The organism is Kitasatospora sp. NPDC005751, assembly GCF_040630835.1.
Classification (GTDB): Bacteria; Actinomycetota; Actinomycetes; order Streptomycetales; family Streptomycetaceae; genus Kitasatospora.
This window is the reverse complement of record NZ_JBEXYC010000013.1, coordinates 63406-75971: the sequence shown is the minus strand read 5'-3', so window position 1 is coordinate 75971 and position 12566 is coordinate 63406. Positions and strand designations below refer to the sequence as shown.

Annotated in this window: 12 protein-coding genes; 5 read left to right on the top strand and 7 right to left on the bottom strand. The window is 73.6% G+C overall.

All coding sequences use genetic code 11. The annotated features are described in order from the left end of the window. Window positions 1-22 precede the first annotated feature (22 nt). Both ABZ497_RS15425 and ABZ497_RS15420 read left to right on the top strand, forming a co-directional pair. A complete protein-coding gene (locus ABZ497_RS15425) occupies window positions 23-415 on the top strand; it encodes a hypothetical protein (RefSeq protein ID WP_359805365.1) in 393 nt (130 codons plus the stop codon). A gap of 47 nt (window positions 416-462) precedes the next feature. Beyond that, window positions 463-1677, top strand: a complete 1215-nt coding sequence (locus ABZ497_RS15420; protein WP_359805363.1) for a trypsin-like serine protease — start codon at window positions 463-465, stop codon at window positions 1675-1677. A 213-nt stretch (window positions 1678-1890) separates the two neighbouring features. Here ABZ497_RS15420 and ABZ497_RS15415 read toward each other — a convergent pair whose 3' ends face one another. The 3 genes from ABZ497_RS15415 to ABZ497_RS15405 form a co-directional block, all read right to left on the bottom strand. Next, entirely contained in the window at window positions 1891-2637 is a 747-nt protein-coding gene (locus tag ABZ497_RS15415; protein WP_359805361.1) for a hypothetical protein, read from the bottom strand. Between the two features lie 89 nt (window positions 2638-2726). Beyond that, entirely contained in the window at window positions 2727-3323 is a 597-nt protein-coding gene (locus tag ABZ497_RS15410) for a PadR family transcriptional regulator (protein ID WP_329490343.1), read from the bottom strand. 37 nt (window positions 3324-3360) lie between these two features. Next, window positions 3361-5409, bottom strand: coding sequence for an NADPH-dependent 2,4-dienoyl-CoA reductase (locus tag ABZ497_RS15405; protein WP_359805359.1), 2049 nt, complete (start codon window positions 5407-5409; stop codon window positions 3361-3363). A gap of 247 nt (window positions 5410-5656) precedes the next feature. Between ABZ497_RS15405 and ABZ497_RS15400 the strand changes: the two genes are divergently transcribed. Next, complete coding sequence (locus ABZ497_RS15400) at window positions 5657-6937, top strand: FAD-dependent monooxygenase (RefSeq protein WP_359805358.1); 1281 nt, start codon at window positions 5657-5659, stop codon at window positions 6935-6937. Between the two features lie 60 nt (window positions 6938-6997). Here ABZ497_RS15400 and ABZ497_RS15395 read toward each other — a convergent pair whose 3' ends face one another. Together ABZ497_RS15395 and ABZ497_RS15390 are read right to left on the bottom strand one after the other, a co-directional pair. Then, window positions 6998-7573 carry a TerD family protein gene (locus ABZ497_RS15395; protein ID WP_329490340.1) on the bottom strand — a complete coding sequence of 192 codons (576 nt, stop codon included), beginning with the start codon at window positions 7571-7573 and terminating at the stop codon, window positions 6998-7000. Window positions 7574-7727: 154 nt separating this feature from the next. After that, window positions 7728-8678 carry a LysR family transcriptional regulator gene (locus ABZ497_RS15390; RefSeq protein ID WP_359805357.1) on the bottom strand — a complete coding sequence of 317 codons (951 nt, stop codon included), beginning with the start codon at window positions 8676-8678 and terminating at the stop codon, window positions 7728-7730. 102 nt (window positions 8679-8780) lie between these two features. Here ABZ497_RS15390 and ABZ497_RS15385 point away from each other — a divergent pair, with 102 nt between their 5' ends. Further along, complete coding sequence (locus tag ABZ497_RS15385) at window positions 8781-9548, top strand: SDR family oxidoreductase (protein ID WP_359805355.1); 768 nt, start codon at window positions 8781-8783, stop codon at window positions 9546-9548. Between the two features lie 122 nt (window positions 9549-9670). Continuing rightward, on the top strand, window positions 9671-9964 hold the full coding sequence (locus ABZ497_RS15380) for a hypothetical protein (protein WP_352287575.1): 294 nt from the start codon (window positions 9671-9673) through the stop codon (window positions 9962-9964). A 139-nt stretch (window positions 9965-10103) separates the two neighbouring features. Here ABZ497_RS15380 and ABZ497_RS15375 read toward each other — a convergent pair whose 3' ends face one another. Together ABZ497_RS15375 and ABZ497_RS15370 are read right to left on the bottom strand one after the other, a co-directional pair. Further along, window positions 10104-11660 carry a glycerol-3-phosphate dehydrogenase/oxidase gene (locus tag ABZ497_RS15375; RefSeq protein ID WP_359805353.1) on the bottom strand — a complete coding sequence of 519 codons (1557 nt, stop codon included), beginning with the start codon at window positions 11658-11660 and terminating at the stop codon, window positions 10104-10106. A gap of 180 nt (window positions 11661-11840) precedes the next feature. Further along, window positions 11841-12566, bottom strand: a complete 726-nt coding sequence (locus tag ABZ497_RS15370) for a TetR/AcrR family transcriptional regulator (protein WP_359805351.1) — start codon at window positions 12564-12566, stop codon at window positions 11841-11843.

Below are 12566 nucleotides of genomic sequence, written 5' to 3'. Positions count from 1 at the left end.
CGCCGCCCGTAGCATCCTGATCGTGTCCCTGGCCGTTCTGGCTGCCGAGTTCATGGCCGGCCTCTGGATCACCTTCGCCCTCGCCACTCTGGGAAGCGTCGGCCCTGCTGACGACTCCGAAACGAGCTTCGCGCGGTACGCCGGGGTGCTTCTCGCCCTAGCCTGGTCGGCGCTCTGCGGATGGGCCGTCACCTCGGTCGTACGCCGGGTCCGTTCCGGCGTGCAGAGCCCGAGCCAGAGGCCCGATCGTCTCCTGGCAGCCATCGCGGCGGCTCATGCCTTGGGCACGGTAGTGGCCGCCGTTCGCGGATTCTGGCCGGCCGCCACCGCCCTTCTGCTGCTCGGGGCAGTCTTTGTCGCCGGATCCTATCCGTCCAAGGACCGGACCGTCGCACAGCGATCGATGAACACCTAGAACCACAGCGAATACAGTCTGACTCAACCGACAAATGAGGATCCAGCGTGAAGCGTCTGTTCAATTCGTGGCGCAGATATCGAAACCGTGCTCTCATTGTTAGCACAGCCGCTGCGACGCTTCTCTTCACCGCCGCCCCGGCCAGTTCCGTTGTGGGTGGTTCTGTCGCCGATATCGGTGAGACCCCGTGGGTGGTGAGCATTCGAATCGACCAGGACGGCTTCGAGTGGAACTGCGCCGGTGCGCTCATCGCGCCGGCGCAGGTCATGACAGCCGCCCGGTGCGTCTCGGGCTTCGACCTCGCCACCATTCGTGTTGTCGCCGGCCAGGGCGACCGGGGCGCCGGTGGGGGTACCGCGGCCAAAATCCGAACAGTTTGGGTTCACCCCGGCTACTCCGACGACGACGTCATCCCGAAGAACGACATCGCCGTGCTGACGCTCGCCCGCGATCTGCCACAAACCCCGATCAAGCTCGCCCCGTCCATCTTCATTGGAGGCTCGCCCTACACCGCAGGCAACCCCGCGACTCTCGCAGGATGGGGAAGCACCACCCGTGAGGGCTCCACGTACTCCTCCAAACTCAACAGCGCGATCCTGCCGGTCGTCTCAAGCACGGTGTGCGAGGGCCAGGCCGGATACGTCGCCGGCAAGAACTTCTGCGCCGGCGACGCCAAGGGTGGGGTGGACGCGTGCTTCGGCGATACGGGCGCCCCTCTCGTTGCGAAGAACATGCTGATCGGCATCACCTCGTACGGCGTTGGATGCGGCGAGCCCGGCCAATACACCCTCTTCACGAAGGCCAATGCCTACTCCTTGTCCACGGATGTCCGCCAGCCCGCCATCCCGATCGTCAACCAAAATTCCCGGCAATGTCTCGCCATTCCGGCCGGGAGCACAGTTCCCGGCGAGACGTCCGTTCAGTGGGGCTGCCTCGGTCTGGCCGACCAGCAGTGGTCCGCTCGCCCGGTGCCGGACACTCCGTATGTAGAGATCGTCAATGCCAACTCCCATCTCTGCCTCAGCATCAACGGCGGAAGCCAGGTCGCTGGCGAGTCGGCAATCCAGTGGGAATGCAACGGCAACACGGACCAGCACTGGACCAAGCAGGTGGATCGTTACCAGGACGGTGAGGCCGTCTACACACTCGTCAACCGTGGATCAGGCCAATGCCTCGCCATCTGGCAGGCCAGCACGGACCAGGGCCAGAAGGCCGTCCAATGGCCGTGCGCCGACAACGCCGACCACAGGTGGACCTGGTGAATGCCGCGTGGCGGCTGTTCTCCGGCTGAGGGTCAACGGCCGGTCGGCGAGCTCCGCAAACATTCCTGGAGCGCGCTCGGGGTCTGGCAGTGCAACGGCGCTCCGAACCAGCGCTGGTACTTCGAGGCTCAGACGCGCTGAGCCCTGAGGCGCACACGTACGGCCCCCTCCCGAGTGGTGCTCGGGAGGGGGCCGTTCGGCGTTGTCGAGGGGTCAGACGGAGGCGGGTGGGGCGGTGGCGGTGCCGGCGGTGGTGCCGAGGGTGCGTTCGGCCTTGGCGACGGCGGCGCGGTAGTAGAGGGAGGCGAGTTGGGAGGAGGGGTCGTCGCGCTGGTAAAAGCCGTAGGAGAGGGCGACGGTGCCGAAGCGTTCGACCGCGAGGTAGCCGCTGAGCGGGACGCCGGCGAGGGTGCCGTCGAGACGGACGGCGGGGGCGTCCTTGCGGTCGCCCAGGGTGACGGGGGTGACGGTGAAGGTCACGGAGGCGTCGGTCCCGTCGTTGAAGGTGAGGCTGTGGCAGTCGGTGAACGCGTCGGACACCACGGTGAGGTCGCTGGTGAGTTGGGTGGCGTCCTCCGCGGTGAGCGACTCGGTCAGCATCGGGTTGCCGTCGGGGCCGTCGAACTCGATCTCCTGGTGCGGCAGTTGAGAGGACGGCCCGGATTCGTTCCCGTTCAGCAGGGCGCGGAGCGCGTCGCAGCCGGCGACCGGGGAGGCGCCGCCCGCCGCCGTCGGGCTGTCGGCGACCGGGACTTCGGAGAAGTTCGGGCCGAGTTCGGTGTTGCTCAGCAGGGCCGCCTTCAGCTGGTCGGTCGTGGGGAGCTGGCCGGCCGGCGCGGCCGCCCGGATCGTCACGGCCGACGGGGCCGCGGAGCCGGTGGCGATACCGGCCGCCCCGAAGGTGAGCACGGTGACCACGGCTGCGGCGGTGAGGGCGAGGAGAGGCCTCGGGTGAGACATACGGCCCCCGATCGGGAGTCGGGCAGGGACAGGCACTCAGTGTCCCACCGGGCCTGCGGCCGCGCCCGCCCACGCGGCATCGTCGCAGGTCAGGCCGTAGGGAGGCCAGGACGGGACGGGTCCGCGGGCAGGGCGGCCCGGGTCTCGGTGAGCCACTCCACCCAGAAGGACTCCAGCCCGATTCCGGCCCGCAGTACGGCGTGCCGCAGCCGGTCCCCGTCGGCCGGCTCGTCGCCCTCAGCGGGCCGGCCACCCTCCGCCGCCCGGCCCGACGGGAAGTCCCGCCGTTCGATCTCCCGGTAGTCGGCCAACTGCGCACGGTGCAGCGCGAGGTGGCGGGCCAGCTCGGCGTCGAGCCCGGCCGTGCCGACCACCGCCGCCGCGCGCAGCCGCAGCAACAGCGGCTCGCGGACGGCCTTCGGGTCGTCCCCGCCGGCCGTCCACCGTTCGAGCTCGGCGCGGCCTGCGGGCAGGACGTCGTACTCCTTCTTCTGCCCCCGCGCCGGACCGTCCTGCGGGAGCGCCCGGATCAGCCCGGCCGTCTCCAGCCGGCCGAGCTCCCGGTAGATCTGCTGATGGGTGGCGGACCAGAAGAACCCGATCGACCTGTCGAACCGCCGGGTCAGCTCCAGCCCCGAGGACGGCTTCTCCAGCAGGGCGGTCAGGATGGCGTGCGGCAGGGACATGCCCCGATCCTAGATCCCACCGGGGCACCCGCCCCCGTCAGATCGTGGCGGCCAGTTCGGTGCCCTGCTTCACGGCGCGCTTGGCGTCGAGTTCGGCGGCCACGTCGGCGCCGCCGATCAGGTGGGGGGTGAGGCCGAGCTCGCGCAGGGCGGCGTCCAGGTCGCGGCGGGGTTCCTGGCCGGTGCAGAGGACGACGGTGTCCACGGGCAGGAGCTGCCGTTCGCCGTCCACGACGAAGTGCAGGCCGGCGTCGTCGATCAGTTCGTAGCTCGCGCCGGCGACCATGGTGACGCCGCGGTGCTTGAGCTCGGTGCGGTGGATCCAGCCGGTGGTCTTGCCGAGGCCGGCGCCGACCTTGGTGGCCTTGCGCTGCATCAGGTGGACGCTGCGCGGGGGGCGGGGCGGCTCGGGGCGGGTGAGGCCGCCGCGCTCGCGGTACTCCGGGTCGATGCCCCACTTGCGGTGGAACACCGGCGGGTTGAGGCTGGCGGCGTCGCCCTGGTCGGTGAGGTACTCGGCGACGTCGAAGCCGATGCCACCCGCGCCGAGGACGGCGACCCGCTCGCCGACGGGCGCGCCGTCGCGCAGCACGTCCAGGTAGCCGACGACGCTGGGGTGGTCGATGCCCGGGAGGTCGGCCGGGGTGCGCGGGGTGACGCCGGTGGCGAGGACGATCTCGTCGAAGCCCTCGGCGGCGAGCCGCTCCGCGTCGACCAGTGCGCCGAGACGCAGCTCGACCGCCAACTCGGCCAGCCGGGTGCGGTAGTAGCGCAGCGTCTCGTCGAACTCCTCCTTGCCGGGGATCCGCCGGGCCACGTTCAGCTGCCCGCCGACGGTGTCGGCGGCGTCGAACAGGGTGACGGCGTGGCCGCGTTCGGCGGCGGAGACGGCGAAGGCGAGCCCGGCCGGGCCGGCGCCGACGACGCCGATCCGCTTGCGCCGCTTGGTCGGTGCGAGGACGAGTTCGGTCTCGTGGCAGGCGCGCGGGTTGACCAGGCAGGAGGTGATCTGCCCGCTGAAGGTGTGGTCCAGGCAGGCCTGGTTGCAGCCGATGCAGGTGTTGATGGCGGCGGAGCGGTCGCCCTGCGCCTTGGCGACGAAGTCGGGGTCGGCGAGCAGCGGGCGGGCCAGCGAGACGAGGTCGGCGCAGCCGTCGGCGAGCAACTGCTCCGCGATCTCGGGGGTGTTGATGCGGTTGCTGGTGACGAGCGGGATGCCGACCGAGCCCATCACCTTCTTCGTCACCCAGGCGTAGGCGCCGCGCGGGACGGAGGTGGCGATGGTGGGGATCCGCGCCTCGTGCCAGCCGATGCCGGAGTTGATGATGGTCGCGCCGGCCGCCTCGACGGCCTGGGCGAGCCGGACGACCTCGGCGAGGGTGGAGCCGCCGGGGACGAGGTCGAGCATGGAGAGGCGGTAGACCAGGATGAAGTCGGGGCCGACCCGCTCGCGGACCCGGCGGACGATCTCGACCGGGAAGCGCATCCGGTTCTCGTAGGCGCCGCCCCACTCGTCCTCGCGGTGGTTGGTGGCGGCGGCGGTGAACTCGTTGATCAGGTAGCCCTCGGAGCCCATGATCTCGACGCCGTCGTAGCCGGCCCGCTGCGCGAGGGCGGCGCAGCGGACGAAGTCCTCGATCGTCTGCTCGACCTGCTCGGCGGTGAGGGCGTTCAGCACGTACGGGCTGATCGGGGCCTGGAGGGCGCTGGGCGCGACCAGGTCGGGGTGGTAGGCGTAGCGGCCGAAGTGCAGGATCTGCATCGCGATGCGGCCGCCGGCGGCGTGCACGGCGTCGGTGACGACGCGGTGCCGGTCGGCCTCCGCCTCGGTGGTGAGCATGGCGCCGCCGCCCCAGGGCCGGCCGGCCTCGTTGGGGGCGATGCCGCCGGTGACGATCAGGCCGACGCCGCCGCGGGCGCGCTCGGCGTAGAACGCGGCCATCCGTTCGAAGCCGTTCGGCGCCTCTTCCAGGCCGACGTGCATCGATCCCATGATCACGCGGTTGGGGAGGGTGGTGAAGCCGAGGTCGAGCGGGCTCAGCAGGTGCGGGTACGGCTTCCGGGCCCGGTGGGGGTCGGTGCTCATCGGCGTCTCCTGTGCGGCGTGCGGCGGCTCGTTGTTACCACACGGTAGGGGACGTGGAGTCGAGTATGCAACTAGTTGCATAAACGCGCCCTACGGGGGACGACGGCCGGCCCCGCCCGGCCGCGTCCGAAATTGCCTGACCACCCGTCAGCTCGGGGCCGGATGTGCGTAGGGTTCCTCCTCGGCGGGGTTCGGAGGAACCCCGGGACCGGTGGGGGTTCGAAGGAACCCCGGGGAGGGGACGACTGTGCGAGGCGGATCGATAGCCGTGGTCGGCGGCAGCATCGCGGGGTGCGCGTTCGCGCGGGCGGCCGCCCGGGGCGGGGCGGAGCGGGTGGTCGTGCTGGAGCGCAGCCCCGGCCGGCTGGAGGACCGCGGCGTCGGCCTCTGCGTCCTGGAGGACCGCTTCGCCGAACTGGCCGGCGCCGGCCACCTCGACGACGGCATGCGGTGGCACCGGCTGACCGAACGGCACTGGCTGGCGCGCGATCCCGACGGCGGGGGCGGGCCGCGCGGGCGGCTGCTCTGGGCGCAGGGAATGACGTTCCGCTCCTACCACTGGGGCGTGCTCTGGCAGTCGCTGCGCGAACGCACCCCGGACAGCGTGGAGTTCCGGCTCGGCGAGGCCGTCCCCGCCGTCGGGAACGGCGCCTCCGGTGCCGGCGCCCCGGGCACCGGCACCGACCACGCCTGGGTGACCGGCGCGGCCGGCGGACGCGAGCCGTACGACCTGGTGATCGGCGCCGACGGGTACCGCTCGGTGGTCCGCGAGGCTGTCTGCCCCGAGGCCCGGCCCGAGTACGCGGGCTACGTCTGCTGGCGCGGCAGCTTCGACGCCCGGCTGCTGGACGGGCTGCCCGGCGGCGCGGCACTCTGGCCGGAGCACGAGGTGATCACGGTCTGCTACCCCGGCGGCCAGGTGGTGCTCTACCGCATACCCGGCTTGACCCCGGGCTCCACCCAGGTCAACTTCGTCTTCTACGCGCCGACCCCGGCCTGGCTGCGGCCGGGTGACCCGACCAGCGTCCCGGCCGGCGCGCTCACCGGCGGGCAGTTCGAGGAACTGGCCGAGCTGGCCGAGCGCCACCTGCCCTCCTACTGGGCGGGGGTCGTCGCGCTCTCCCCCCGCGAGCGGACCTTCATCCAGCCGATCTACGACCTCGCGGCGCCACGCCGGACCGCCGGGCGCCTGCTGCTCGCCGGGGACGCGGCCACCGTCGTCCGCCCGCACAACACCAGCGGCGCGGTCAAGGCCGTGCAGGACGCCTGCGCCTTCGAGGACGCCTGGCGGGCGGCGGACTCCTGGGCGGAGCTGCTGCCCGCGTACGACCGCGAACGCGGCACAGTGGGGCGGGAGATGGTCGAGGTCGGCCGACGGCTCGGGCGGGCCCAGGTGACCGGGGCGCCCGACTGGGCGGCCATGGACGAGGGCGCGATGACCGCGTGGTGGCGCCAACAGGTCGCCGGTACGGGCGGGTTCGGCGGCCATGCGCTCGGTCGTCCACCGACTGGGCGTCAGAACCCCTGAACGTCACCGTGTTTCACCCCCGGACCGGCGCGCCGACGGTCCGGGGGTGGCGCTGGCGTCTCAGACGTTGACGCCGTAATCGGTGGCGATGCCGCGCAGGCCGGAGGCGTACCCCTGGCCGATGGCGCGGAACTTCCACTCGGCGCCGTTGCGGTACAGCTCGCCGAAGACCATCGCGGTCTCGGTCGAGGCGTCCTCGGAGAGGTCGTACCGGGCGATCTCCTGGCCGTTGGCCTGGTTGACGATCCGGATGAACGCGTTGCGGACCTGGCCGAAGCTCTGCAGGCGGGCGTCGGCGTCGTAGATCGACACGGGGAAGACCACCTTGGCCACCCCGGCCGGCACCGCGTCGAGGTCGACCCTGATCTGCTCGTCGTCGCCGTCGCCGCCACCGGTCAGGTTGTCGCCGCTGTGCTCGACCGAACCCTCGGGGCTGCGCAGGTTGTTGAAGAAGACGAAGTGCTGGTCCGAGACCACCTTGCCGAGCGCGTTGCAGAGCAGCGCGCTCGCGTCCAGGTCGTAGTCGGCCCCGGTGGTGGTCCGCACGTCCCAGCCCAGACCGACGATGACGGCGGTCAGGCCCGGCGCCTCCTTGGTCAGCGAGACATTGCCACCCTTGGCCAGCGAAACTCCCACGATGCCCTCCTCGGTTGCTCTCCCTCCGAAAGAATCTACAACACTGTAGAGATCACGAGAATCCATCCGACCTGATGCGCCCCCGTCGTGCGCCCCCCGGCAGCACCCACCCGCGCGCGCCGGCCGTCCGACCCGCTCCCCGCACGTCGCCGGCCTACTCACCGGGCTCCGCCGCCGCCCCCGCCTCGACCGCCCCCGCCCCCGCGAGCAGCTCGGCGACGTGCGGCGGCAGCAGACAGGCCTGCCGCGCCAGCAGGTCGACGAAGGCCGCCGTCAGCGGATCCGGCCGGGTCCGGGTGTACGCCGCGAGCGGGCGCCGCACGGGCGGCTCGGGCAGGCGGACCAGGCCGTCGAAGCCCGGCGGGACGAGGTTGGCGGGCACCAGGGCCGGCCCCAGCCCGGCCGCGGCCAGCAGCGGCGCGGCGGCCGTCTGCTCGGTCCGCACCGCGGCCCTCGGCCGGAACCCGGCCTCCGCGCACGCTCCGTCGAGCAGGTCGGCGAGGCCGTTTCCCGGCGCGTAGTGCACCCAGTCGCGCCCGGACAGGTCCGCCAGCCGGACCACCCGGCCCGCCGGCACCGCGTCCGGTTCGGCCGGCAGCGCCAGCACGAACTCCTCGACGCCCAGCTCCCGGATCGGCCCCTCCCAGTCCGGCGGCGGCGTACCGACCGCGACGTCGGCCTGACCGGCCGCCATCGCCGCGCGCAGCTCGTCGTTGTGGGCGTACTCGCGCAGCCGGATCCGCACCTTCGGGTGGAGCCGGTGCCAGGCCCGCAGCACCGGCGGCAGGATGCCGAGGCTGATCGAGTAGACGGTGGCGAGTTCGAGCTCGCCACCGTCCAGACCGGCCGCGAGACGGGCCGCGGCGCGCAGGCGCTCGGCGTCGGCGAGCGCGGCGCGGGCGTGCGGGAGCACCGCCCGGCCCATCGGCGTCAACCGGACGGCACGCGGCAGGCGCTCCAGCAGCGTCCCGCCGACGGCGCGCTCCAGTGCCCGTACCTGGTGCGAGAGCGCGGGCTGGGTGACGTGCAGCAGCTCGGCGGCCCGGGTGAACGAACCGGTGTCGACGACGGTCACCAGGTATTCGAGCTGTCGGAGAGTGGCCATGCGCAGAGTTTATGGCTCGGCGAAAAGACAAGCCTTGGACGCATCGGTGCAGCTCGCGCAGGGTGGAACACGAAACCGCCCCCTTCTCCCGGAGTATCGATCATGACCCCCACCTCCCCTGCCACCGCGCCCGCCCTCGCCCCCGCCGCCCTCGAAGGGCGCCGCGTCGTGGTCGTCGGCGCCGGCTCGAACACCGGTCGCGCGCTCGCCCGCACCGCCTCCGCGGCCGGCGCCGAACTGGTCCTGGCCGGCCCCGACCCGCGCAAGCTGGAGTGGACCGCCGGCGAGCTGTCCGGCCCGTCCCGGGTCGTCCCCGTGGACCTCACCGACGAGGCGTCGATCGCCGCCCTCGCCGCCGCGACCGGCCGGTTCGACCACCTGGTCTCGACCGCCGCGATGCCCGCCAACGGCCCGCTCGCCGAACTCGAACTCGCCGACGTCCAGCGCGCGTTCGCGGCCAAGGTGGTCGGCCCGCTGCTGCTCGCGAAGCACCTGGCCGGCCAGGCCGCGACCGACGGGCCGGACGGCGCCTCGTTCACCTTCTTCTCCGGCGTCGCCGCCTGGCGCCCGGCGCCCGCCCGCACGGTGATGGCCGCCACCAACGGCGCGCTGGCCTTCCTGGTGCAGGCCCTCGCGGTGGAGATCGCCCCGGTCCGGGTCAACGCCGTCTCCCCCGGCATCGTGGACAGCGGCGCCTGGGACCGGATGGGCACCGACAAGGAGCCGTTCCTGCGCGCGGTCGCCGAGCGCAACCCCGCCCGCCGGGTCGGCAGCCCGGACGACCTGGTCCGCGCCGTCCTCTTCTCGATGGCCAGCCCGTTCGTCACCGGAACGGTCCTGCACGTCGACGGCGGCGGCCGCCTGGTCTGACCGCGAAGGCCGTGGGCGGGGCCCGGCGCCCCGCACCAGGTGGCGGAGCACGCGCTCCGGCCACGCCGCGAGGTCCGGCCTAGACTGGCCGTGCGGGCCAGGACCCCCGCGCGGGAGGTGCCATGCGCCGCCGGTACAGCTTCCACCTCGACCGGGCGGGCCGGTCCGTCACCGTGAACGTCCGCTCGGGCTGGATCACCGAGACCGAACTGCTGGTGGACGGCCGGGAGTGTGCCTTCCACCGCGTCCACGGCCACGGCCTCTACCCGCTCACCCTGGCCGTCCGGCTGCCCGAGGAGCCCCCGCTGCCGGTCTCGGTCCGGCTGGAACGGACCGGCTCGGCGGAGCACCCGCTCACCTGCACGGTCGACCTGGACGGCACCGTCCACCCGGTGCCGGAACGCGTCGAGCAGTGAGGCGCTCCGGCACCGGGCGTGGAAGGCTGGGCGGCGAGAGCCCGGCGGTGAGGGTCGGGCGTTCCGGCGCCCGGCGGCGGGGGCCGGGGTGTGAGGGCCAGCGTTCCGGCGCCCGGCGATGAGGACCCGTGGCCGGCCGCTACCCCGCGAGGGACCGCTCCACGATCTCCTCCACCGCCGCCCGGGCCCGGGCAGCGTCCGCCGCGACCAGCCCGATCCGGGTCCGCCGGTCGAGCACGTCCCCGGCGTCCAGGGCGCCCTCGTGCGTCACCGCGTAGGCGATCTCGGCACGGGTCACGTCGATGCCCTCGGCGATCGGCTCGGCGCCGCCCGCCGCCAGGACCTCACGGGCCGCGCCGCCGTGCCGGGCGAGCAGCGATGCGGGCACGCCGCCCTCCGGCACCGGCCGGCTGTCCCGGTGCCCGGGCGCGCCGACCAGGGGCAGCCGGGCCGTCCAGCAGTCGCGGGCCGGCAGGCCGCGCAGGCGGACGGCGGTGTCCACCGCGTCCTCAGCCATCCGCCGGTAGGTGGTGAGCTTGCCGCCGACCACCGTGATCACCCCGGACGGGGACTCCAGCACCGCGTGCCGGCGGGAGATGTCCGCCGTGCTGCCGCCGCCGGTGTCGATCAGCGGCCGCAGCCCGGCGTAGGCCCCGCGCACGTCCGCCCTGGTCAACTCGGTGGCCAGGGCCGCGTTGACAGTGTCGAGGAGGAAGTCGAGCTCGGCCTCGGTCGGCTGCGGCTCGTCCGGGACCGGTCCCGGCGCGTCCTCGTCGGTCAGCCCGATCGCCACCCGGCCGAGCTGCTGAGGCAGCGCGAAGACGAACCGGCTGGTCGAGCCCGGCACCGGCACGGTGAGCGCGGCGACGGGGTGGCCGAGCGCGGCCGCGTCGACCAGCAGATGGGTGCCCCGGCTGGGCCGCAGCCGGATCGACGGGTCGACCTCGCCCGCCCAGACACCGGTGGCGTTGACGACCGCGCCGGCGGTGACGACCAGGGACTGCCCGGTCAGGCTGTCGACCAGCCGGACCGAGCTACCGGTGACCTCCTCCGCCCGGACCCGGGTCAGCACGGTGGCGCCGTACTGCGCGGCCGTCCTAGCCAGCGCCACCACCAGCCGTGCGTCGTCGACCAGTTGACCGTCGTGCGCGACCAGCGCACCCGCCAGGCCCACCGACCGTACGCCGGGCACCAGTTGGCGGGCCCGGGCGGCGTCCACCCGGCGCATCCGGGGCAGCACCGCCCCGGGCGTGCGCGCGCTCACCCGCAGCGCGTCGCCCGCGAGGAAACCGGCCCGGACCAGCGACGCATGCCCGGGACGCAGCAACCCCGGGAGCAGCGGGACGAGTTGCGGCAGCGGGCGGACCAGGTGCGGGGCGGTGCGGGTCATCAGCACGCCGCGCTCGACGGCGCTCTCCCGGGCCACGCCGATCCGCCCGGAGGCGAGGTAGCGCAGGCCGCCGTGGACCAGCTTGGAGCTCCACCGACTGGTGCCGAAGGCCAGGTCGCGGGCCTCGACGAGGACGACGCGGAGTCCGCGCGCGGCCGCGTCCAGCGCGACCCCGACGCCGGTCACTCCACCACCGACGACCAGCAGGTCGACGGCCGGGGTGGCGGCGAGCGCGTCCAGCTCCACCTCCCGCCGACGGGAGCTGAGTCGGGTGGTTCCGGCGAAAGGCCCGGCGTTGATCGTCATGGCGCGAGGTATCCGTTCGTCACGGCGTGCAGGGTATGACGCGAGCGGTCAGGGGGCGTTCGACTGCGGGGCGGGCGGCCGCGCGGCGGGCGGTCACCGGGCAGGCGGCCGCGCGGCGGGCGGTCACCGGGCAGGCGGCCGCGCGGCGGGCCGCCGCCCCGGCCCGAACCCCCCGAGCGGTCACGGCGCGAGGTATCCGTTCAGCGCCCGGGCCAGCTCGCGCCGCCAGGCCGCCTCCGGCAGCAGCTGCGCCACCATGCGGTGCGACTGGACGGTGGACTGGGCGATCAGCAGCACCATCGCGGCCAGCTCGACGGGCTCGCCGGCGCGGACCGAGCCGTGCGCCTGCCCCTGCTCGATACCCCTGCGCAACGCCTCCAGCAGCCCGAGCTGGCTGGTGCCGAGCCGCTCGACGACGTACTCGAAGAGCGCGTCGGAGTCGGCCGAGCGCAGCAGGGCGGCGAGCACCGGGTGGTCGCGCAGCCGGACGGCGACCTCGACGACGCCCTCGACGAAGGCGGCGCGGTCCTCGCCCACCAGCTGGACGGTGGCCTGGGTCGCCAGGATCTCCCGGGTGAGCAGGGCCCCGATCACCGCCCGGACGTCCGGCCAGCGCCGGTAGACGGTCGGCCGGCTGACCCCGGCGCGCCGGGCGATCTCGGCCAACTGCGTGCGGCGCACGCCGAGGTGGACGATCAGCTCGGCGGCGGCGTCGAGAATGGCGTCATCGGTACTGCGCGGCTCGGCCGCACGCGGCTCGGCCCCCGGCGGCTCGGCCGCACTCGGCTCGGCTCCACGCTGCGCAGGGCCGCGCGCCTCCGCGCCATGGGCCTTTGCGCCGCGCGACTCGGTGCCCGCCCCGGGGCCGACCGGGCGGCCGTCGTGATCATCGTTACTACTTGACAT

Bases quoted from the DNA above. Each gene is read 5' to 3' on its own strand.
- ABZ497_RS15415 (WP_359805361.1), bottom strand. From the start codon at position 2,637: ATGTCTCACCCGAGGCCTCTCCTCGCCCTCACCGCCGCAGCCGTGGTC.
- ABZ497_RS15410 (WP_329490343.1), bottom strand. From the start codon at position 3,323: ATGTCCCTGCCGCACGCCATCCTGACCGCCCTGCTGGAGAAGCCGTCC.
- ABZ497_RS15405 (WP_359805359.1), bottom strand. From the start codon at position 5,409: ATGAGCACCGACCCCCACCGGGCCCGGAAGCCGTACCCGCACCTGCTG.
- ABZ497_RS15390 (WP_359805357.1), bottom strand. From the start codon at position 8,678: ATGGCCACTCTCCGACAGCTCGAATACCTGGTGACCGTCGTCGACACC.
- ABZ497_RS15385 (WP_359805355.1), top strand. From the start codon at position 8,781: ATGACCCCCACCTCCCCTGCCACCGCGCCCGCCCTCGCCCCCGCCGCC.
- ABZ497_RS15380 (WP_352287575.1), top strand. From the start codon at position 9,671: ATGCGCCGCCGGTACAGCTTCCACCTCGACCGGGCGGGCCGGTCCGTC.
- ABZ497_RS15375 (WP_359805353.1), bottom strand. From the start codon at position 11,660: ATGACGATCAACGCCGGGCCTTTCGCCGGAACCACCCGACTCAGCTCC.
- ABZ497_RS15370 (WP_359805351.1), bottom strand. From the start codon at position 12,566: ATGTCAAGTAGTAACGATGATCACGACGGCCGCCCGGTCGGCCCCGGG.